General features: G+C 31.7%; 16 protein-coding genes. 1 reads left to right on the top strand and 15 read right to left on the bottom strand.

Features of this window, described 5'->3' with window-relative positions; all coding sequences use genetic code 11:
* Nucleotides 1-12 precede the first annotated feature (12 nt).
* The 15 genes from CDLVIII_RS06155 to CDLVIII_RS06085 form a co-directional block, all read right to left on the bottom strand.
* A complete protein-coding gene (locus tag CDLVIII_RS06155) occupies nt 13-993 on the bottom strand; it encodes a substrate-binding domain-containing protein (RefSeq protein WP_009168569.1) in 981 nt (326 codons plus the stop codon).
* A complete protein-coding gene (locus CDLVIII_RS06150; RefSeq protein WP_009168568.1) occupies nt 993-2,795 on the bottom strand; it encodes a sensor histidine kinase in 1,803 nt (600 codons plus the stop codon). The genes CDLVIII_RS06155 and CDLVIII_RS06150 overlap by 1 nt, the downstream gene beginning before the upstream one ends.
* Nucleotides 2,796-2,805: 10 nt before the next feature.
* Nucleotides 2,806-4,419: a response regulator gene (locus CDLVIII_RS06145; RefSeq protein WP_009168567.1), complete on the bottom strand. Its 1,614-nt coding sequence runs from the start codon at nt 4,417-4,419 to the stop codon at nt 2,806-2,808.
* A gap of 196 nt (nt 4,420-4,615) precedes the next feature.
* Nucleotides 4,616-5,842, bottom strand: a complete 1,227-nt coding sequence (mglC, locus tag CDLVIII_RS06140; RefSeq protein WP_009168566.1) for a galactose/methyl galactoside ABC transporter permease MglC — start codon at nt 5,840-5,842, stop codon at nt 4,616-4,618.
* Nucleotides 5,843-5,914: 72 nt separating this feature from the next.
* Nucleotides 5,915-7,414, bottom strand: coding sequence for a sugar ABC transporter ATP-binding protein (locus CDLVIII_RS06135; RefSeq protein ID WP_009168565.1), 1,500 nt, complete (start codon nt 7,412-7,414; stop codon nt 5,915-5,917).
* 349 nt (nt 7,415-7,763) lie between these two features.
* Nucleotides 7,764-8,840, bottom strand: coding sequence for a galactose ABC transporter substrate-binding protein (locus tag CDLVIII_RS06130; RefSeq protein ID WP_009168564.1), 1,077 nt, complete (start codon nt 8,838-8,840; stop codon nt 7,764-7,766).
* A gap of 324 nt (nt 8,841-9,164) precedes the next feature.
* Complete coding sequence (hydG, locus tag CDLVIII_RS06125) at nt 9,165-10,583, bottom strand: [FeFe] hydrogenase H-cluster radical SAM maturase HydG (RefSeq protein WP_009168563.1); 1,419 nt, start codon at nt 10,581-10,583, stop codon at nt 9,165-9,167.
* Between the two features lie 89 nt (nt 10,584-10,672).
* The gene (locus tag CDLVIII_RS06120) at nt 10,673-10,924 is read right to left on the bottom strand and encodes a TM1266 family iron-only hydrogenase system putative regulator (RefSeq protein ID WP_009168562.1); all 252 of its coding nucleotides are present in this window, start codon (nt 10,922-10,924) and stop codon (nt 10,673-10,675) included.
* A 455-nt stretch (nt 10,925-11,379) separates the two neighbouring features.
* On the bottom strand, nt 11,380-12,213 hold the full coding sequence (locus tag CDLVIII_RS06115; protein WP_035301683.1) for a DegV family protein: 834 nt from the start codon (nt 12,211-12,213) through the stop codon (nt 11,380-11,382).
* A gap of 465 nt (nt 12,214-12,678) precedes the next feature.
* Nucleotides 12,679-14,049: a sugar porter family MFS transporter gene (locus CDLVIII_RS06110; protein ID WP_009168560.1), complete on the bottom strand. Its 1,371-nt coding sequence runs from the start codon at nt 14,047-14,049 to the stop codon at nt 12,679-12,681.
* 280 nt (nt 14,050-14,329) lie between these two features.
* Nucleotides 14,330-15,937: an FGGY-family carbohydrate kinase gene (locus CDLVIII_RS06105; protein WP_009168559.1), complete on the bottom strand. Its 1,608-nt coding sequence runs from the start codon at nt 15,935-15,937 to the stop codon at nt 14,330-14,332.
* A 743-nt stretch (nt 15,938-16,680) separates the two neighbouring features.
* Entirely contained in the window at nt 16,681-18,672 is a 1,992-nt protein-coding gene (gene tkt, locus CDLVIII_RS06100) for a transketolase (RefSeq protein ID WP_009168558.1), read from the bottom strand.
* 640 nt (nt 18,673-19,312) lie between these two features.
* Entirely contained in the window at nt 19,313-19,960 is a 648-nt protein-coding gene (fsa, locus tag CDLVIII_RS06095; RefSeq protein ID WP_009168557.1) for a fructose-6-phosphate aldolase, read from the bottom strand.
* Nucleotides 19,961-20,159: 199 nt separating this feature from the next.
* Nucleotides 20,160-20,846 (bottom strand): L-ribulose-5-phosphate 4-epimerase, encoded by a 687-nt coding sequence (locus tag CDLVIII_RS06090; RefSeq protein ID WP_009168556.1) that lies wholly within the window; start codon nt 20,844-20,846, stop codon nt 20,160-20,162.
* 351 nt (nt 20,847-21,197) lie between these two features.
* Entirely contained in the window at nt 21,198-22,289 is a 1,092-nt protein-coding gene (locus tag CDLVIII_RS06085; protein WP_009168555.1) for a GntR family transcriptional regulator, read from the bottom strand.
* A gap of 412 nt (nt 22,290-22,701) precedes the next feature.
* On the opposite strand from CDLVIII_RS06085, the gene araA reads away from it, so the two are divergent.
* The gene (gene araA / locus CDLVIII_RS06080; protein WP_009168554.1) at nt 22,702-24,168 is read left to right on the top strand and encodes an L-arabinose isomerase; all 1,467 of its coding nucleotides are present in this window, start codon (nt 22,702-22,704) and stop codon (nt 24,166-24,168) included.
* The last annotated feature ends 73 nt before the right edge of the window (nt 24,169-24,241 follow it).

Here is a 24,241-nt window from a genome sequence, read left to right as displayed (position 1 = left end):
TATATTAAATATTTATCTAATGAATGGAAACAATAACCTTTGGTTTTCTTCTGAATACATATTTTCTCTATTTACTACAGTTGAAGAAATATTACTATTGTCCATGTTTTCACCTTTAATTCTATTTACTGCTGATTTTATACTTAAATACCCTACATTAAATTCATTTTGAATGGCAATCGCTTTTATTGTTTTATCTTCCAATAAAGAAATTATTTTGCTTGTGCTTCCTGCTCCATAAATCTCAATGGATGCCTTCTCTTTGTTTGTATTTATTAAATCTTTCTTTGCCTCAGAAATACCTTCTAGTATTCCTGTATCAAAGGTAACTACTACATCAACATTATTATTTTCCAACAAGCTCTTTCCTTGATTATAGTAATTCTGCTGCTTTTCATCTTTAAGTTCCCAAAAAATATAATTATTTTCTGCATTCTCCATAACACTCATGAAACCATCATATCTTTCCTTTATACTACTGCAATTTAAATTATTCTTTATAATGGCAATATTACTGCACATCTTTCCATTTTTTATTACTTCTTTTCCTAAGTTAACCCCAAGGTTATAATTATCACAGGAAATACTTGGTTCGACATGCTTTGAGTCAACAGTTGATTCAAATAATATAACAGGCACCTTTTTCATTGCATTTTCTATTGGATTAGCCATTTTTTCAAAATCTACAGGTGATATGATTATTGCATCCGCGTTATTTTTAATTTCCCTTTCTATTAGTTGATTTTGTTCATCAATGCTATTATCTTCTGATAAAGTAACAAAACTTGTATTTACATTCATTTCTGAAGCCGCCTGATCAATTCCCTGTTTCATTATCAGTAGACTTTCACTATTCTTTCCTCTAGTTATAATTGATATATTATATATTTTTTTGTCTTTTTCATGCCATAGAGTATCATTTAAGAGCAGTGGAAAAAATGAAATTAATAATAGAAAGGCAATAATAATTATTATTTTTTTTCTTTTTTTCACTAATCTTCTTCCCCTTTCTTCTTAAGCTCATAATAATCCATGCATGGCATATGAATCCGAATTGTAGTACCTTCATCCGGTTCACTATAAATTTCAAGACCATACCTTTTTCCAAAATATAATTGTATACGTTCATTAACATTTTTTAGTCCAATACCTGAACTCTTCTTTTCTATCTTACTTTCACTAGTTAGAAGTGCATCAGCAACTTCTTGCGGCATACCAAGACCATTATCAACAACATCAATAAACAAATCATTTTTCTCGGCATGAGCTCTTACTAAAATCTCACCATCTCCCCCCATAAATTCCATGCCATGATAAATAGCATTTTCAATTAGAGGTTGAACTATTAGTTTTATGCTTGCGAGATTGAGTACGTCTTTATCAACATCTATGCTATATGTAAATTTATTTTTATAACGTATATTTTGAATTGTTAAATAGTTACGTGCATGTTCAATTTCATCTTTTACCGTTATTATATTTTTTCCCTTGCTTAAGCTTATTCTAAATAGTCTTGCCAAAGCTGTTACCATAATAATAGCTCCATCATAATTTTCATTTTCTATCATCCATATTATAGAATCTAATGTATTATACAAAAAGTGTGGATTAATTTGAGCCTGAAGTGCGTTTAATTCACTTTTTCTCTTAGATTCCTGCTCAGCCATTATATTATCCATAAGCAGATGCATTTGATTAACCATAGATTTTATTGCTTTTCCTAAATGCTGCACTTCATATGACCCACTAATTAAAACTTCTACATCCTTTTCTCCGTTTTCAAGTCTTTTTACAGACCTCTCTAACGATTTAACAGGATTAGCTATACGTGAGGATACAAACATATTAAGAAAAACAAGAATAAAAATAGCAAAAAACATAATAAATGCTGCAAAAACTTTCATTTGGTAATAATCCGATGTTATATCGGCCATCGGGGTCACGCCTATTATCTTCCATCCTGTATAACCAACAGTTTTTACTGTAACTAGTCTCTTTTCTCCCTGAAAGGTTTCTATATGATCTCCATCATCATAAGCAGCTTCATTTGGGTTATTTTCTTGAATTAAATTTGAATAAATTAATTGTTGTCTAGGATGATATATTATTTCTCCTTCACGGTCAATTAAGTATACATACCCAGTCTTACCCATGTTTACATTTTTACAAATCTGCTCAATACCACTAAAGTTCATATCTACTAATAACACTCCAAAGGTAGTTTTTTTGTTACTTGTCAATTCTACTGCACGGCTTAAGGACACAACCCAATGATATTTATTGTCTAAATCTACAAATAAGTTTTGTACATGAGGTGTTGAGAAATGTAAATTTTCTTTTCTACTCATGGCTTTAGAAAACCAATCGCTTTCTCTTGGATCAACTGAACTTTTCAATTGTCCTACTGGAGATGCCGCAACAACTTGACCATCTTCTGAAAATACAGAGATGCTTATAAGTGAATCTTTGTTGGTCTCATAGAGCAGATCCATCTCCTTATCCAAACTATCCGTAGCTATATCCTTCTTTTTTATTACATTATAATAAGTTGTATCAGATACCTTCATCATATTTCTTAAATAATTATCTAAATTTAAATTTACCTGTTCAAGGATAGATTTATTATTTTCAGATATCATCTCCTCAGTTGAATTTATATAACGTAAATATAGACCTCCTCCAACAATTATCATTCCTACAACAGCTATTACTGTAAATGAAACTGATATTATATATTGTATACTTGCATTTTTAAACCATTTTATTATCCTTTTCATTTCAAATAAATTAAGCATAATAATTCACTCAATTCTTTCTGTACTTTGACGGTGATACTCCAAACTCTTTTTTAAAAACATAACTAAAATAATTTGCTTCTGGATATCCAACCTTATCTGCTATCATATATGTTTTATAATCAGTAGTATTTAAAAGTTTCACAGCTTCTTCTAAGCGCACTGATGTTAAATAATTAACAAAATTCATGCCTGTCTCTCTTTTAAAAATTGTAGAGAAATATGTAGGACTAACGTGTAATTCAGAGCATAGTTTCTCCACAGAAATATCACAGTCACTATAATTTTCTCCAATATACTCTTTTGCTTTTTCAATAAGTAACATTGATGAATTTATACGTTCCTTTTTTATAGAAACGTTTACCTTGACAGCCTTTTGTATTAGCCATTCTTTTACTTCGTGTATAGAATCAAAAGAATCCAAATAGCTATAACAATTAAAGTCTCCTCCAAAGATATCATTCATTTCTAGCTTATAAGTTTGTACAAGTTTTAATAAAGATGTCATCATTTCCATAATATAAATTCTATATTGGTTAAATGGCAAAAGTAAATCTTCTACTTTCTTAAATAAATTTTCTATTGTTTTCGCAATTTCATCTTCTGTAGATATTTTTATTGAATTTAACATTGCACGTTCCTCTTCTTCATCAAATCTAAGCTGGATAGAATTATCTGGTTCTACATCATCAATATAAATTGCTTTACCCGTACCAAGTATAAATCTATAATCTAGTGCATTTCGCGCAGTTCTATATGAAGAGCTTATTTCTGAAAAGCTAGGGTAAGTATAACCTATTCCGGCTGATATTGTTAAATTCATAATACGTTCATATACCTTACAAACCTCATTTATTCCTTTTATAAAAGATAATATATCTTCCTCTTCTTGAAAATTTCCTATAACTACAACCGTATCAGAATAAAGAAAGCTTACAAACTTACAATATTTATATAAGGTTTCATCTACTATATTTTTTATGGATATTGGTACCAGACTTGTTTCTTTTTCAATTAATTCATCGCTACCCTCATTTAATTTTAAAGTACCATCCGCATGAATTAGTGCTACATTTACATATTTATAGTTAAAGTCTATACTTAAATCTTCTGCTTGTTCTTTCCATTTTTCTTCAGTTATCTTTCCCTCTATAGCTCCTACTAAGAATTGTTCTCTGATTACCGGAAGACTTTTCACGTAGTATTTATATAAATTTTCTAAATTTCTCTTTTCACTATATTCCCTATCTAACTGTTCCTTAAGCCTTTTTAAAACTTCAATTAGTTCGATTGAGTTAATTGGTTTTAAAACATATTCAACTACATTTATTTTGATTGCTTTATGAGCATATTCAAAGTCATCATATCCTGAAAATACTATTATTTTCGTAGATGGCATTAATTCTACAAGTTTTTCCCCTAATTCTAGTCCATCCATAAATGGCATCTTAATATCAGTCATTATGACATCTGGCTGAAGCTTTTCAGCTTTTTCAAGTGCTTCCTGTCCATTTTCTGCATCTCCAACCACCATGAATCCGTTTTCATTCCAATCAATCTTTTTTATAATACCGAGTCTTATTTCTTCCTCATCATCTACAATCATGATTTTATATAAACTCATTTAATTACCTCCAATAGATGAACTAAATTATTCAAACATTTCATAAGATTCAGATATTATTATACATTAAGAACTTAATTATTACCAGTAGCATTACAAATTTTTTCCACAACCTTCTTTGTAACAAAAATACAGGTAAATCTTTTATATTACATTAAAAGATTTACCTGTATTATACACTTTCCTTATTTAATTTCTATTTTCTTCTATACTTTGCCATATCGATAGCAACAGCAACGGCAATTATAATACCTTTAATAACTTGCTGCCACATAGGACTTACAGCGATAAATTGTAATCCATACTGAATAACAGTAAATATTAAAACACCGCTTACTATTCCTCCTACTTTACCAACACCACCATTTAGTGAAACACCACCAACAACGCAGGCCGCAATTGCATCAAGTTCGTAACCATTACCATAATTATTGGTTGCACCAGCTGTTCTAGCTGCCTCTAATACACCTCCAACACCATATAAAAGTGCTGCGAAGATAAATATTCCCATTATAGTTGCAAATACATTAACACCTGAAACTATAGCTGCTTCACGATTACCTCCGATTGCATATACATTCTTACCAAATACAGTCTTATTCAAGATGAACCAAACTAGAATAATAAATACTACAGCAATTGGAACTAGAATTGATATTCCTGGGAAACTTCCTATTTGAAATAGTTTTGTCTGTCCTAAAGCTATAAAATCCGGTCTAATACCACCAATTGGTTGTGATTTATTAGGTGGCATATCAAAATACAAAGAAGTTGCACCATAAACTATAACTTGCGATGCCAAGGTAGCTATAAATGGATGCATGTCATATTTTGCTACTAAAAATCCATTGAATACTCCAAATAAAGCGCAGGCAAGTACAGCTAGTATTATAGGAATAATAACTGCTATCTGCGGTAATCCTGGGAAAAACCTATTAGCATAGTCTGGATTTTGAAGCATTGAAGTAGATATTACTGCTGCAAGTCCAACCATACGACCTGCTGATAAGTCAGTACCAGCAATAAGTAATGTAAAACAAACTCCAAGGGCAACAATCATTTTTGTTGATGATTGTGTTAATATATCAAGAAATACAGCGTACTGCATGAACCTTGGCTGAATTACCATGATTACAATAACTAGTATTAATAGTGCTAAAATGATAGCATTATCTGTCAAAAAGTTCTTAACAGTTTTTGCTGAAAAAACAACATCCATATCCGCATTTTTCTTATCTATATATTGCTTGCCTCCAAAGATAAGTACTGCTATACCAACTCCCATAATATAAATTGGTAAATCATAAAAAACCCTTGGATTTAGAATAAATTTAAAAACAATTCCTAAAACCACAAAAAGAACACCTATACCTAAAAATATTTTTCCGAATTCTTTTCGTGAAATTATCTTTTCTCCACTCATATTATATACCTCACTTTCTTTCTCCTATAAAAGTCCATTTATTATTAGATTTATTTACAGAGGAGATATGCCTTATTGCATAAATTTTGTAGCTAAATTCATAACCTTTACAGAATCAGCTTCGCTTTGCTCTAAAATTCCAGTAACCTTACCTTCACACATAACCATTATTCTATCTGACATTCCAAGCAATTCTGGCATTTCAGAAGATATCATAATGATTGATTTACCTTGCTTAACCAATTCATGCATTATGGTGTAAATTTCATACTTAGCACCAACATCAATTCCTCTTGTAGGCTCGTCCAATATAAGAATATCTGGATTTGTAAGAAGCCAGCGGGCAATTAAAACCTTTTGTTGGTTTCCTCCCGAAAGGTTTTGAATTAATTGTTCTAAGCTTGGAGTTTTAGTTTTAAGTTCATTATTTGACCTTTTAGCAGCTTCATATCTGCTAGAATCTTGTAATACACCAGCTTTAGAATATTTCTTTTGACTTGCAATTACAGTATTATCTAATACAGAAAGAATACCAAAAATTCCACTAGCACGCCTTTCCTCAGTTAAAAGTGCAAAGCCACTCTCTTTCGCATCTCTTGGAGTTTTAATTTTAATCTCCTTTCCATCTTTCTCTATCCTTCCAGATTCTACTTCACGAAGTCCAAACAAAGCTTCTACTAATTCTGTACGTTGTGCACCAACAAGTCCGCCTATTCCCAAAATCTCGCCTTTGTACAATTCGAAACTTACGTTTTTAAAGGATTTAGGTAGCGGAGATGAATAATCCTGTACTCTTAAAACCACCTCTTTTGTTGGTTTATATGTTCTTGGTGGAAATCTATTAGTCATATCACGTCCAACCATACGCTTTATTATTAAATCTGTTGTAAGGTCCTTTGCATCCCAAGTTCCTACATACTGACCATCTCTCATAATTGTTACTTCATCTGATATTTTAAGAATTTCCTCCATCTTGTGGGATATATATATAATTGCACATCCCTTATTTTGAAGCTGTTTTATTATTTTAAATAAATGCTTAGTTTCATTTTCTGTTAAGGATGAAGTTGGCTCATCCATAATGATAATTTTTGAATTATAGCTAACAGCCTTTGCTATCTCAACTAATTGAAGATTAGAGGCTGAGAGTTTTCCTGCCAATATTTCTGGATTAATATCTAACTCAATTTCATCAAACAATTCTTGTGTCTTTTTAATCATGGTTTTTCTATCAACTGCAATTCCTCTCATTGGAAATCTGCCAAGCCAAATGTTTTCCATAACTGGACGGAAACGAATTGGGTGTAATTCTTGATGGATCATTGATACGCCTAAATCCAATGCTTGCTTTGAAGTATTTATCTCCATTTTCTTTCCATCTAGTATAATTTCGCCACCATCTTCATGATAAATACCAAAAAGACACTTCATTAAGGTTGACTTTCCTGCACCATTCTCTCCCATTAGTGCATGAACGCTTCCCTTGCGGACTTTGAGTGTTACGTTATCTAGTGCTTTTACGCCTGGAAAAACTTTTGTTATATTATTCATCTCCAGTACATATTCACCCATTAAAACCATCCTCCTTTTATAAATAACAATTCTGGGATGAGGACTTTACCACGTATCCCTATTTAAGTTATGAGTTAAGAGTTAGGAGTCAAGGAATAAAAGCCCATAGCTTTTAAAATATCCTTTATAAAATCCCTATGAGGACTTTATCCCAAACTCATAACTCTTAATTCTTAACTTTATAAGTTTTAGGCACATGAAGATAAATAACAAGTCCAAAGTTATCATGAGTATTTTCATCAGGCAAGAAGATAAATTGCCATCACAGTGGGACTATCAGGTCGATTTGCCGCTACAGCATGATATAAAATATGCTGACAAATGGACTTGTTATTTTTTTGATTGTGCCTTATTTCATATAATCTTTATAATTGTCTTGAGTAACCTTTACATAGTTTATCCATATATATTTTCCATCTGTTACATCATAACCAATGTTATCTTTATTGATTTCTTTACCTTGAGCAGCTGCTAAAGCAATGTTTACAGTTGCTTTACCTTGGTTTGCTGCATCATTTAATACTGTTCCAAGAAGAGAACCTTCCTTCATAGCTTGTAATGCTGGTGCTGTTGCATCTACTCCAACTACTGGAATATACTTGCTAGCATCTCCTTTATTATATCCTTCTGCCTTTAACGCTTCTATTGCACCAAGAGCCATATCATCATTGTTACAAAGAACTGCTTCTATTTTATCAATACCTTGTCCTGTAATAAATGCTTTCATAAGGTCAGTTGCTTTTGCTTTATCCCACATTGCTGTATCTGCAGCAAGCTTTTCTGTTTTAAGTCCAGCATCTTCTATAGCCTTTACAGAATATTGTGTACGAAGAGTTGCATCTTGATGTCCTGGTTCTCCTTGTAGCATTACATATTGCACTACTCCATCCTTATTTTTATCAGCTTCTGGATGTGCCTTGAAATAGTCAGCTATTAATTCACCTGACATGGTTCCAGATTGTTCTGCATGTGCACCTACATACCATGCTTTATCATAAGTCTTCATATCAGCATCTGATGGTTGACGATTTAAAAATACTATTGGAAGATTCTTAGCCTTTGCTTTTTCAATAATTGGGCCTGCAGATGTACTATCAACCGGATTTATTGCTAAAGCGTTTACACCTTTTGTAATAAAGGTATCTACTTGTTCGTTTTGTGTAGGCTGCTTATTTTGAGAATCCACTAACTCAATAGTTGCACCCTTATCCTTAGCTTGAGCTTCCATAGCTGTACGAACGCCTGTCATAAAAGTATCATCAAATTTATATATAGCTGAACCAATTAAAACATCTGAAGATTTAGAGTCTGATTTCTTATCTCCTCCAGCACTTCCTGAATTACTGCTTGATCCACAGCCTGCCATTGTGGCAGCCACCATAACTACTGACATAACGATTGGTAATAATTTTTTAAACCTTTTCATTTATACCCCTCCACATTCTTTAAGTATACTTCGGCACAATCAAAAGATAGATATAACATCTTTATCTATTATTTCTTTATATGCCTTAGAATAAAGATTTGTTTTTTGTTACTCGTTTACATTCCTAATTATATAGGCTTTATAATTTAATCTCCATATGAAATTCTTCACAAAATTATCGAAATTCTTAGGAAATATTTTCTAAAATGCTATCAATTTCATTACATGAATTTTCTTAACCTTAGAGAATCTATAGTTTCGTACAAATAAAAATAGACTTATCCTTGCAAAATATATGCTTTGGATAAGTCAATTAATTATCGATTAGAATCTAAAATCACGTTTTCCTTCATGTAAATCTTCAAGATGTTCTAATACAACTTTTCTCACTTTTTCATTAGGTATTCTTGGAATTTCATTTTTGATTGCTTCTTCGCCTTTTTCTTTTGTGTCAGCAGATGCATAGTCTTCTAAATATTCTTTTAAAGTCATAAGAGCATTAGGCTGACAGCAATTTGCTATCTGTCCGGACTTAACAAGGCTCATAAATCTATCTCCAGTTCTTCCTTCTCTATAACATGCAGTACAGAAACTTGGTATGTGTCCCCTTTCAAGTAACCAGTTTACGATCTCATCTAAAGTTCTATTATCACTTACATCAAATTGTGCTGAATTGTCTTCTTCTTTTTCTCTTTCTGCATATCCTCCAACACTTGTGGATGATCCTCCACTTATTTGAGAAACTCCAAGTTCAAGTACCTTCTCTCTTGATTTTTGAGATTCTCTTGTTGAAACAATAAGACCTGTATATGGAACTGAAATTCTAAGCACTGCAACTATCTTTGCAAATATATCATCTGAAATTGCATTACTAAATTCTTCCGGATTAATATCATCAGCTGGTCTTATTCTTGGTACACTTATTGTATGTGGTCCAACTCCCATTGCTGCTTCTAAATGTTCTGCATGCATAAGAAGTCCAACAAAATCATATTTGTACATATTCAATCCAAATAATACTCCCATTCCAACATCATCAATTCCGCCTTCCATAGCTCTGTCCATAGCTTCTGTATGGTAAGCATAGTCGTGTTTTGGTCCTGTTGGATGAAGTTCTTCATATGCTTTTTTATTATATGTTTCTTGGAATAATATATATGTTCCTATTCCTGCTTCCTTTAGTTTTCTATAATTATCAACAGTAGTAGCTGCAATATTCACATTAGCTCTTCTAATAGCGCCATTTTTATGCTTTATGCTATAAATTGTCTTTATACTTTCTAGTACGTATTCAATTGGATTATTTACTGGATCTTCCCCAGTTTCTAGAGCGAGTCTCTTGTGCCCCATGTCTTGGAGTGCAATAACTTCTCTTTTAATATCCTCTTGAGTAAGTTTTTTTCTTGCTATATGTTTATTTTTATAATGATATGGACAATAAGTACATCCATTAACACAATAATTAGAAAGATATAATGGTGCAAACATTACTATTCTATTCCCGTAAAATTTCTGCTTAATTTCTTTAGCTAACTTGTACATTTTTTCATTTTCATCTTCTAATTCACATTCAAGTAAAACTATCGCTTCTCTATGGGAAAGCCCTTTGCAATCTTTAGCTTTTTCTAAAATTTGATTAATAAGTTCTCTATTATTCTTATTTTTCTTTGCATACTCGAGACTTTCTAATATCTCTTCTTCATCGATAAATTCTGTTGCTACTTTTGATTTAACATTATACATCAATCAACGCTTCTTTCTTTAATTGAATTTTTTGTTGTGTAACACGCTCTGATTTAAAATTTTATGATTCAATTTGGGCAAAAACAGTTTTATTTTGCAGTTTTAGAATACATTGTTTTTACACTTATGCCTTCAATCATACCAAGCTTACCTGACAATGAACTTATAATATCATTTGTGGCATCTATAACTACGCTTATTATACCGACATTTTTTTGACGGTAAGGTATGCCCATTCTTCCAACCATATACTGTGAATATTCATGTAAGATGCTATTAAGTTTGTCTGTTGAATTCATATCTTCCACTATAATTCCTATCAATGCAATTCTTGTTTCCATATCTTTTATCCCTTTCAAGAAGAAATTACCTATCTTTTCATATAAAGTGAAACTTGGCTTCAGAGGGAGTTTTAATCTCCAACTGAAAGTTAGTTGAACTTATCTAGGGCCGCGCCACTGTTATCTACCACTTTGATATAAGATGGGAGTGTTACAGTTGCTAAGCATCAGATAAATTATGCTATAGAAAAAATAAATCCTTGTGCCAAAAAAGACGCAAGGATAGCATATATCTCTATATCTATAATACCGCCTTGCCATTTGGGCCGAACCCTCATGTATCTCAGAACGATTACCATTTAGAAGTCTTTCTTCTTTGGCTTCCCATTAAAGTCAGACTACAATTTTATTTTAACACAAATATTGTTTATATCAAGCTTTGAAAAAATAAATCCTTGTGCCAAAAAAGGCACAAGGATACCATATATATCTATTGTAGAAATGTTCTCCTATGATTAATAGCAGATTACAATTCCTCCATCATCAGCATAGACTGTACTTAAACCTCCACCTTCAAAAACAATAATATCTTTGAAATTGTATTTACTCTTTATTGCTTCCTTAAGTTTCTCTGCCTTTTCCTTTGCGTTTATATGCCCTATTCCGAGAATTTTATTTTTAAAATCTATACTTTCTTCACCAATCATATCAACCAGTCTATTAAAAGCCTTTTTCTTTCCTCTTACCTGTTCTTTAAGAGTAATTTCTCCATCTAAAGCAGTCATAATTGGAATAACTTGCAGTAATGAACCCATTAAAGCTTTCATGCTGCTTATCCTTCCATTCTTGACCAAATTATCTAACTTTTCTAATACAAACAACGTTTTCATACCATGTATATACTCTGTGACCTCTTCTACAATGCGCTTATTTTGAACTTTTTCTTCAATCAATTGTTTTATTTTTAAAACAACTAAATCAGCCCCTGAAACCGCTGTTTTACAATCAAAAACATGCACAAAGCTCTCTGGAAATTCCTCTAATAACATTTCTTTAGCTAAAATAGCACTGTTGTATGAGCCGCTAAGTTTTCCCGAAATAGTAACAATAAAATTGTCTTTAGATTTTTTTAACGCTTCTAGAAAATCATTCGGTGATGGACAAGCAGTTCCTATTTTATTTTTACTATTTTTCATTTTTTCAAGCAGTACAGTTCTATCTAAATCTTTATCAATTATTTCCTCATCATCAATTATAATTTTAAAGGGTATTCTTTCCATATACTCTTCATTTCCGAAGACTTCATAATTAAAATCTACACAACTGTCCACTATTATTCTAGCTTCCATTATATTCACCCATCTTTTCATTCAATTCTAATCTATATAAATATTAAGTTTTTTATTATTTAGTTTATACTTTCACCTAATTATATATTAATTTTGCTATCATTAACAGTTTTTTTTATATTTACTTCCATAAGCAATATCTAACTAAGTAATAAATTTCTTAGGCTATTTATTTAAGTTGCTTTATATAATTTCAGTTTTTTCTTAGTTCTTTATGGCTTTTATTCATTTTACTACATTTTCCTTTCTTAATTGTTTCCATTTAAGCTAACTCTATTTAAGATGTAGAAAAAGAAAAACTCCAATATAAATTCTACTACTAGAATATATTGGAGTTTTATCTATATGCAATTCTTAAATTATAAAACCTAATAAGAATATTTATTATAAAAATGTATCAATATTTATCCAAAAGATTGAAATAAATTATTTCAATGTTCTGCAATTCGTATACCTACATATTATTTAAGATTCCATTAACCCAACAACTTTTCCAATAGAACGATCATATAGGTACTTTTCAATTTCTTCCAATGATTTTCCTTTTGTTTCATAAAGGACATATTTTGCAAATAAAAATCCTATTACGCAAATTGCAGCAAAACCAAAGAATATTACAGACAATCCCACTGTCTCAAGCAATATTGGGAAGAATAGTGCTACTAAAATATTTCCGAACCAATTAACTGTTGACGCAATTCCAGTTGCAAGTCCTCTAACATGACTTGGAAATAATTCTCCAACTACAATCCAAGTAACAGCAGCCCAAGAGTATGCATAAAATATAACATATAAGCAGATGAAGAAAAATACAGTCCAAGTTGCCCATGCATGATTGCTTTGTGCCGCAGGATAAATTAATCCTACCAATAATAAACATGTTCCCATACCAATAGATCCTGACATGAATAAACTACGGCGTTTGAATTTATCTACAATTAGTAGAGTTACAATTGTTGCTAATACAAATACAATACCAATACCAACTGTGCTGATAACTCCAGCTATTGATGAACCAAAAACCTTCTCTAAAATTTGTGATGAGTAATAAAAAATTGTATTAGCTCCTTGAATTTGTTGTAATAGTGTTAAACCACAGCCTGCAACTACGGCAGGTAGAGCTCTTTTTCCAAACAAATCTTTAAATGAACCTGAATCAGAGTGGTTTACATTAATAATTTCCTTATATTCACTTTCTGCTTCCTCAGAAGAACGTAATGCTAGTAATACTTGTCGTGCTAATTCGTTTTTACCAATTCTAACCAAGAATCGTGGTGATTCTGGTAATAAGAAAGCTCCGAATAATAATATCGCAGCTGGAACCATGGCACCACCAAGCATCCATCTCCATCCCTCAAATACATGTACAAATGCATAATTTACACCATATGCAATAAGCATTCCTACAGTTATCATTAACTGATTTAAACCAGATAGCTTTCCACGTGTCTCAGCAGGACTAATTTCTCCCATATACATTGGAACCAAAGCTGAAGCTCCTCCTACAGCTACTCCTAAAACAATACGGGAAGCAATCAAAAAACTTGTACTATTAGAAATACCAGAACCTATGGCACCAATTGCAAATACAATTGCACTCCACATAATCATCTTACGGCGACCAAAGCGATCTGCTAATGAAGCCATTAGCGAAGCTCCAATCATAGCTCCTGCAAATAATCCGGAAGTAATTAACCCTTCTAACCATGGATCAATATTCCATGTTGTCTTAATTCCAGGTAAAGCACCGTTAATTATCCCGATATCATACCCAAACATAAACCCTCCAAAAGCTCCAAAAAAGTAAATTAGTGCTGGTGATATTTTTCTCTTCATTGTAATCTTCCTCCTTAACATTGGTTTATAATATTTATTCAGGTAAACTCTCATTTTCTAATTCAAGAGATTATTGAATTAGAAATATACTGTTGTGTTAAAATAGAAATTGCTACAAATGAATGCAAATTAGGTTTAAATTATTTATATTGCTACAACTATAAGATTGAAACTGCTTCATATTGGCCAATCTACATTCGGAAATATATATTTCTGTTTACGTTTACTTATATTCTATAAAAATACCCTTTAATTTCTTAAGTAATTTCAACTTTCATACTTAAATCAAGTAATCTACTGCTGCTTGCTCAATAGGAATTCCTTTTTTATAACGCTTCATAAATTGTTCAAAACCATCTACATCCTTTTGTTCAGGTTTTACTTCTTCAGCTACGTAACCAGCAAATACTCTTTTTGATAAAAACTCTGGTAATGATATAGAGTGATTCTCCTTCTCTTTCAGATAACTAGCCAATAATGCAATTCCCCAAGCGCCACCTTCTCCTGCTGTTTTCATAACAGATACTGACGTATTTACTGCAGCTGCAACAGCTTCTTGTCCAACAATAGGTGTCTTAAATAATCCTCCATGCCCAAGTAATTTATCCAATTTTACTCCCTCGTCCTTTAATAAAATATCCATTCCTATTTTCAATGCACCTAAAGAAGTAAAAAGATGTGCTTTCATAAGATTTGGCAAGCTAAAATTACTTTTTGGCTTCCTTACTATCAAAGGTCTTCCTTCCGAAACACCAGTAATATTTTCACCTGCGAAATAATTATATGCAAGAACTCCTCCACAATCTGGATCACCCAAAAGCGCTTGGCTATATAGTCCCATATAAAGAAGATCTATTGGAATATTTACATTTATCGCCTCAGTAAATTGTTTAAATATATTAACCCATGCTTCTATATCAGAGTAACCATTATTAGCATGAACCATCCCAACCAAATCTCCTGATGGTGTAGTTACTAAATCAATCTCTGTATGCACATTAGCAAGTGGTTTTTCAAGTACAACCATAGCGAAAATCGATGTACCTGCTGAAAGGTTTCCTGTACGCTGTGCAACTGAATTTGTTGCAACCATTCCTGTGCCAGCATCTCCTTCTGGTGGACATATCGGTATTCCACTTTCAAGATTTCCACTCACATCAAGTTTTTTTGCTCCTTCTGGAGTTAATATACCTGCATGTTCTCCTGCTAATAATACTTTAGGTAAAAGCTTTTCTACATCTATTGAATGTTTTGTAACTTCTGATAAATTGTTAAATGTTTTCAACATATCGTTATCATAATTATGTGTATTCATATCAATTGGGAACATTCCTGATGCATCACCAATACCTAAAACCTTTTCACCTGTCAATTGCCAATGAATATATCCAGCTAATGTAGTTAGAAAATCCAACTTTTCAATATGAGGCTCATCATTAAGAATAGCCTGATATAAATGTGCTATGCTCCACCTTTCAGGAATATTGAACTTAAACAATTCTGTTAACTTTCCTGCTGCTTCTTCTGTCATCGTATTACGCCAAGTCCTAAAAGGAACAAGAAGATTTCCTTGTTTATCAAAAGCCATATATCCATGCATCATTGCCGAAAAACCGATCGAACCAATTTTTGAAAGCGTAACTCCATATTTTTCTTTTACGTCGGCAAAAAGTTTTTGATAACTGTACTGAAGACCACTCCAGATTTCTTCTAGTGAATATGTCCAAATCCCATCCTCTAGGCTTGCCTCCCATTCGAAGCTTCCGCTAGCTAATGGTGAAAAATCGTTTCCAATAAGAACCGCCTTAATACGCGTAGAACCAAATTCTATTCCTAATGATGTCTTACCATTTTGAATTTCTTCTATTCTTTTCTCCTTTATAGTCATATAAAAGACCTCCCCTCAAAATAATCACAAACTATTTCCTTAAAATAATAGTAAACGGTTAACCTAAAACAAATATATCACATTTGTACGTACATGTCAATACAAAAAGAGCCAAAAATCCTCGCCTGGTCTTTTTTGTTATATACATTTTTCAGTTTTTTATTTATCCATAAACCGCGTGTTTCTAGTACTTCATAATAAATTTCAAAACTAATACGAATAGAATTCTTTTCTGAAAGAATTTAGTAATTCTAACATATTCAATTCATTCTAGGGGATTGCCCCGCATCTTGTGCATACATGAATCATTTTATATATTATCTAGCTATAAATATCATTAACACACAATATTTTTTTATATTAGTTATTTATACGCTCATAAAAATATTGATATGTTACTATTAAATTCCACTTTATTATAAAACATGGTATGTAAATCAGCTTAATATTAAGAGTAACTTACCCAGTGTCTGCCACCATTCCTTGTATTTAGTTTTTTTCAGTGGTCAGACATCAGATAAATTATCTTATTATATTACTTTCTATATATGCCTAATCCATATTATTTTCATTCTTTTTCAATTATCAATTAATCATCCTTCCTTATATATTTAATTTTTTAAGATAATTTATATTAATAAGCTACTCTTTTTATTACACACATCTTTATACATATCTTTTTATAAATTTTATTTTTTCAAAGGAAGCCTATTAATTCTAATATTTTATAGATAAAGTATTAATTATTTTGAAACAACTTTAATTGTTCTTTCAACCACATTCTCTACAGTAAAGCCAAACATTTTAAATAATTCTTCGGCTTTACCTGAAGCTCCAAAAGTATCTAGAGAAATAACTTCTCCATCAAGTCCTACATATTTATGCCATCCAAAGCTTGTTAATGCTTCTACTGCAACTCTTGCTCTTACTGCTTTTGGCATTACAGACTCTTTATAGCTTTCCTCTTGAGCATCAAATAGCTCAAAACTTGGCATGCTTATTACTCTTGCATCGATTCCTTTAGCTGAGAGTTCTTCTGCTGCCTTAAAGATTAATTCTACTTCTGAACCTGATGCCATTAATAGTACATCTGGTGTTTCTTTCTTAGAATCTTTAAGAATATATCCACCCTTTAAGGCTCTCTTTGGGCATCCATCATATAGCGGTAAGTTTTGTCTTGTTAATACTAATGATGTTGGTGTAGTTCCATTAGTTACAGCATAATACCAAGCTGCTGCTGTTTCCTTTGAGTCAGCTGGTCTAAATACTGTCATGTTTGGCATACTTCTTAGTGCTGCTAACTGTTCAATAGGTTCATGAGTTGGTCCATCTTCTCCTACTCCAATACTATCATGAGTTAATACATAAGTTACTGGAAGTTTCATAAGAGCTGATAATCTCATAGCACCCTTCATGTAATCACTGAATACAAAGAATGTTGCGCAGAATACCTTAAGTCCGCCATGAGCATACATACCGTTAGTTATAGCTGCCATCGCATGTTCTCTAACTCCAAAATGAAGATTTGATCCACTTCTGTCTTCTGCTGAGAAGTCGCTACGACCATCCATATGAGTCTTATTTGATGGTGCTAAATCTGCTGAACCTCCTATAAGGTTTGGAATTAATTTAGCTAATCTATTTATCATTATTCCTGAAGATTGTCTTGTAGCCATTTCTTTATCAAAGCTCCAAAGTTCTTCATTATTTAATAAGCTTTCCTTATCGATTTCTCCACTCATCCAAATTCCATATTCTTTTGCTAGTTCTGGATAAGCTTTTTCATATTCCTTAAATAAGTTATTCCATACTGTTTCTTTAGTCATACCTTTTTCTATGTGCTCATTCATATTTGTATACACTTCGTCTGGTACGTAAAATGCTGGCTCAGCCTTCCAGCCTAAGTTTTCCTTCATAGCTTTTACATTATCAGCACCTAAAGGTTCTCCATGAGCTGAAGCTTTACCTTGTTTTGCAGGACATCCAAATCCTATTTGGTTTTTAACTATTATAATTGATGGTTTAGCTGTTTCTGCTTTTGCTTCTTCTATTGCAGCTTCTATAGAATCTATATCATTTCCATCTGCTACTTTTAATACTTGCCAGCCATAAGCTTCGTATCTCTTTCCTACATCTTCTCTAAATGCTATATCTGTATTTCCTTCAATTGAGATGTTGTTTGAATCATATAATACGATTAATTTTCCAAGACCTAAGGTTCCAGCAAGTGATGATGCTTCTCCTGAAATTCCTTCCATAAGACATCCATCACCAACTATTGCATATGAATAATGGTCAACTACCTTATAATCTGGCTTATTGAATTTTTCTGCTAAGTGTGCTTCTGCAATAGCCATTCCCACTGCATTACATATACCTTGTCCAAGTGGTCCTGTTGTAATTTCAACACCTTTAGTGTGGCCGTATTCAGGATGCCCTGGTGTTAAACTTCCTATTTGTCTAAAGTTCTTTAAATCCTCAACTGTAAGTCCATATCCAAATAAGTGTAATAATGAATATTCAAGCATTGAACCATGTCCTGCAGATAATACAAATCTATCTCTGTTATCCCAACTCGGATTCTTTCCATTATGATTCATCTTTGTCCACAAAGTATACGCCATTGTAGCAGCTCCAAGTGGCAGTCCTGGATGTCCTGATTTTGATTTTTCTATCGCATCTGCTGATAATACTCTTATTGCATTAATAGATAATTTATCTAACTCTCTACTCATTTTTCTCCTCATTTCACTTTTAAAATTTCTAATATTACGGCTTAAGCCTCATTATTACTATAACTTTTTATATTGTTTTATTGTTATATTGTTTTTTAAGTTAAATTCTTTTATGTTTTTATATTTAAAGTGTTTAATTATTAACTTTATTAATTGCTTTCTTTTTAAGTTCTTTTATTTTAACTTGATTTATTGTTTTAAATTTAACTTCTTAACTGTTTTTATTGTGCTTTATTTGTAAATTCTTATATTCTTATATTCTTATAAATAAACAAATTATAAACTTGACTTATATATAGAATAATTATCTATTTAAGCTAAACTTCTGTGTGCATCTATACTAGAAATCATATACATTTTTATGAAGCATGCATTTGAAATTGAGCTGCTGAAAGTTCTTAATGGGAGCTCGTTCCATTTATTGCTTGTCACGAACTTGTTTCGGGAACATGCAGAAATGGATGCGAGCTTGCATTTAGAACTTTCCAGCAAAAATTTCATAAGTCCTGTGGAATAAAAATGTATTTGATTTCGGTAAGTTACCACATAAATCTAAGTTCAAAGTTATTTGTCTATATATTCTTAAGAATATAAGAATTTATATTTTCAAGAAAAGCTGTAAGCTTTTCCTCCTCAACTGTTAACTGTTAAACGCTGCTGCCCAGTCTGCCTTAAACTTTTCAAGTCCTTGATCTGTTAAAGGATGTTTTATCATCTGCATTACTAAGTTATAAGGTACTGTTGCTATATCTGCTCCTGACTTTGCTGCTTCTATTACATGAATTGGATTTCTTACACTTGCTGCTATTATTTCTGTTTCTATTCCATGTACTGCAAATATTTCTGCTATATCTCTAACTAAATCCATTCCTATCATTGATATATCATCTACTCTTCCTAGGAATGGGCTTACATATGTTGCTCCTGCATTTGCTGCAAGTAAGGCTTGTGTAGCTGAAAATATTAATGTTACATTTGTTTTGATTCCTTCTCTTGCTAATACCTTTGTTGCTTTAAGTCCTTCTGCTGTCATTGGTATTTTTACTATCATATTTTTATGGATTGCAGCTATTTCTCTTCCTTCTTTTATCATTCCTGCTGCATCCTCGCTTACTACTTCTCCGCTTATTGGTCCATCTACTATTTCTGTGATTTCCTTTATTACTTCATTGAAATCTCTTCCTTCTTTTGCTATTAGTGATGGATTTGTTGTTACTCCACTTATTACTCCCATTTCATTTGCTTCTTTTATATGTTCTACATTTGCTGTGTCTAAAAAAAATCTCATTCTCTTAACATCTCCTCTTTATATATAAAAATAAATTACTTCTTACACATTTATTTAAGTAAACTTAACTTTCATTCGTCTATTAAATAATTCCATAGAGCAAAACCATAAATTTTACTTTAAGGAGAATTTCAAAATAGGAGTTCCAATCATAATTTTGAAATTCTTCTTAAAAATATAAGTTTGAGTTTATCATATCTTATTGACCATAGTATGCATTTACACCATGTTTTCTAAGATAATGTTTATCTAAAAGATGTTGATTAACACCTTTTACATCTTTGTTTAATGTCATTGTTTTATAGGCCATTTCAGCAACCTTGTCCAATACAACTGAATTATAGACTGCTGCATCAGCATCTTTTCCCCATGCAAATGGACCATGATTTTTTACTACAATAGAAGGAATTTCCAAAGGATCCTTATCTCCAATTGTTTCTACTATTACATTTCCTGTTTCTTTTTCATATTCGCCACTGATTTCCTCGTCTGTTAAATCTCTAGTACAAGGAATATCACCATAAAAATAATCTGCATGAGTTGTTCCAAAAGCCGGTATGCACATTCCTGCTTGAGCAAAAGTTGTCGCCCATTCTGAATGAGTATGCACAACCCCTCCTATATTAGAATACTGCCTGTAAAGAACTAAATGAGTTGGAGTATCTGTTGATGGCTTATATCTTCCTTCAACAACATTGCCTTCTAAATCCACAACCACCATATCTTCTGGCTTCATGGCATCGTAACTAACCCCACTTGGCTTTATAACAACTAATCCTGTTTCTCTGTCAATTTCACTTACATTTCCCCAAGTATAAATAACAAGTCCTTTTCTTTGAAGTTCCATATTAGCTTCATAAACTTTTTCTTTTAATTTTTCAAGCATATTAACACCTCGTTTTATTATAGTATAGATTAATATTAAAAATTATAGAGAATAATTTTTATCAGCAATTATTTCTTATTTTTTCATGACATTTTACTATAGATTTCAAGAAGAATACTTAACATTTATTTTTATCAGTATACGGTTACATGAATTTTAATCTTGCAGCCTTTTTTATAAATATTAACTTCTTCCTGCTGAATTAAGCATCATACTTTATTTATATAAAACACTTAAACTTTATTCCTCCGTTTCCTCTTGTTGTACATATGTACGTACAAGTATATGCGGAATATTTTAAATTATATTTAAATTTATTCTTACTTTATATTATTAAAGTAAGAATAAAACTTAAATTCTTGAACATGAATCCCTAACAATAAGTTCAGCACTATAAGTATATTGAGGCTTATCTATTCTACCTTCAATCATATCTATGATACATTTTGCTGCCCTTACTCCCATTTCTTCTTTCGGATGTTTAATTGTTGTAAGCTTAACATCAGATGAAATAGCTAAACTTGAATCATCAAAACTTACAATTGATAAATCTTTTGGTATTTTTATATTTTCTCTTCTGCAGTTATCTATTATTCTTAAAGCAACTTTATCATTATAACAAAAGATTGCAGTTGGTCTATTATCAAGGCTTAATATTCTCTTGATAAATTGATCTATATACATTTCCTGATTATCAGTTATATATTCTCCAACTATATTTTTGTCAAAATTCAAGTTGTATTCTTTAAGAGCTTTTATATAACCTCTTCTTCTCTTTTCACCTTGCAGGTCATCAGCTTTAAACAATGCTGCAATATTTCTATGGCCAAGCTCTAGTAAATAATTTGTTAGTTTATAACCACCTTGTTCATCATCTACCACAATATAAGCCGAGTTTTCTTCATCACAATTAGCATTTATTGCAATATATTTGATATTCTTTTTTTCTAATTTTTTTATGCTATCATGATGTAAATTGTTTATGGTACTTTGTGCTGGTTCTACTATTAATCCTGCTATATCTTGATTTATAATGTTTTCAAAACAAATCCTCTCATTTTGAATGTCATTATTACTATTGAATAATAACAGGTTATATCCTTTTTTTCTTAGTTCTTCTTCTATACCGGATATAATTTTAGGAAAAATGTAATCTGATATGTAAGTTGTGAGTACAGCTACATTTTTCTTAGTTTCATTTGCCTTTTTATTAGAATAAAAACTTCCTTTTCCTCTTTCTTTGTATATCCAGCCTTCCTGTACCAAATAATTAAGCGCTTGTCTTACAGTGTGCCTGCTTACATTGAATTTATTAGCTATTTCATTTTCAGAAGGTAATTGGTCTCCTGCTGAAACCTTATTTTCTTCCATAAGGTTAATGTAATATTTCTCAATAATTTCGTGCTTTGTTTCAGCTTCTTTCATTTTTTCAACTACTTTCATCGAATAAAATGTGCGTCATTATCTCAAACTAATTTGTAGTTTTTAATTTGTACGCACTTGATATTTAGATTATATATTGTTTTCAAAATTATATCAACAGTTTATTACAAATTTATTTATTACAAATTTACTTTTCATAAATTATTTATATGGCGTTTAATTTCTTTATAAAAACGTAGTATAACGCTTGATATACTTGTTCGAATACCGATATTTCACTTATGCACACTTTAAAAATTCGCTTAAAGTTTAAACACTTTTTAAAATAATGTTTATATTTTTTAAATTTTAAGCTTGTACGTACAATGTTATTATATTATAATATTGTTGTACATATATCATGATTATTTATGTACATGAGAAGCTATATCTAGTTTCAATTAATATTCATTATATCTAGGAGGAATGTTATATGATAAAATTAAAAAACTATGAATTTTGGTTTGTTACAGGAAGTCAACCTCTTTATGGTCCTGAAGTAATAGATCAAGTATCTGAAAATTCTAAAATAATAGTTGAAGGTTTAAATACCAAAGATCTACCTTACAAGATAGCATTTAAAACAGTTGCTACTGATTCCCAATCAATTAGAAAAGTATGTAATGATGCGAATAATGATGAAAACTGTGCTGGTATAATCACTTGGATGCATACGTTTTCTCCAGCTAAAATGTGGATTCATGGTTTGACCCAGCTCAGAAAACCTTTACTTCATCTTCATACTCAATTTAACAAAGAAATTCCTTGGGGAACAATTGATATGGATTTTATGAACTTAAATCAAGCCGCTCATGGAGATAGAGAATTTGGATATATTGGAGCTAGATTAGATATCCCTCGTAAAATAGTAGTTGGTCATTGGACTGATGCTTCAGTTGCAGCCGATATAGCTAGATGGATGCCTTCTGCTGTTGCAGTTACTGAAGGGCAAAACATTAAAGTTGCCCGCTTTGGTGATAACATGAGAGATGTTGCAGTTACTGATGGTGACAGAATTGAAGCTCAAATCAAATTTGGCTGGACTATTGATTACTACGGAGTTGGTGATTTAGTTGATTCAATGGAAAAAGTTACTGAAGGTCAAATTGATGAACTTATGAATGAATACTCTAAATTATATGATATAGACCCTAAATCTTCTATAGACTCAATTCGTGAACAAGCTAGAATTGAGATAGGTCTAAGAACTTTCTTAGATTCTAAAGGATATACTGCTTTCACAACTAATTTCCAAGCTCTTCATGGAATGAAGCAGCTTCCTGGACTTGCTGCTCAGCACTTAATGGCAGAAGGCTATGGTTTTGGGGCTGAAGGTGATTGGAAAACAGCTGCACTTTTAAGAGCTATGAAAATTATGGCGAACGGAAAGGGTACAGGCCTAATGGAAGATTATACTTATAACCTTGATTCCGAAAATGGATTAATCCTCGGAGCACATATGCTTGAAGTCTGCCCTACTCTAGCTGGTACAAAGCCAGTTATTGAAGTTCATCCACTTGGAATTGGTGATAGAGAAGATCCTGCTCGTTTGGTATTTAAAGGTGCTTCCGGCCCTGCCGTTGCTGCTTCATTAATTGATATGGGAAATAGATTCCGTTTAATTGTTAACAGCGTTGATGCTGTTGAAATGACTGAAGATATGCCTAATTTACCAGTAGCAAGTGTACTTTGGAAACCACAACCATCATTAAAGGAAGGTGCTAAAGCTTGGATTCTTGCTGGTGGTGCTCACCATACAAGTTTTTCATTTGTAATTAACGAAGAGCAATTAGTTGACTGGGCTGACATGGTAGGTATTGAATGTGTAGTAATCAATAACGATACTAAGCTTTCAACTTTTAAAAATGAACTAAAGCTTTCAAGTATTGCTTGGAAATAATCAATTATTGTTAATCCCATAATTATATAGATTAAATGGTAAATATACTATAATTCAGGAAACCTAAAGTACT

The organism is Clostridium sp. DL-VIII, from assembly GCF_000230835.1.
Classification (GTDB): domain Bacteria; phylum Bacillota; class Clostridia; order Clostridiales; family Clostridiaceae; genus Clostridium.
This window is presented reverse-complemented; position numbering and strand designations above follow the sequence as displayed.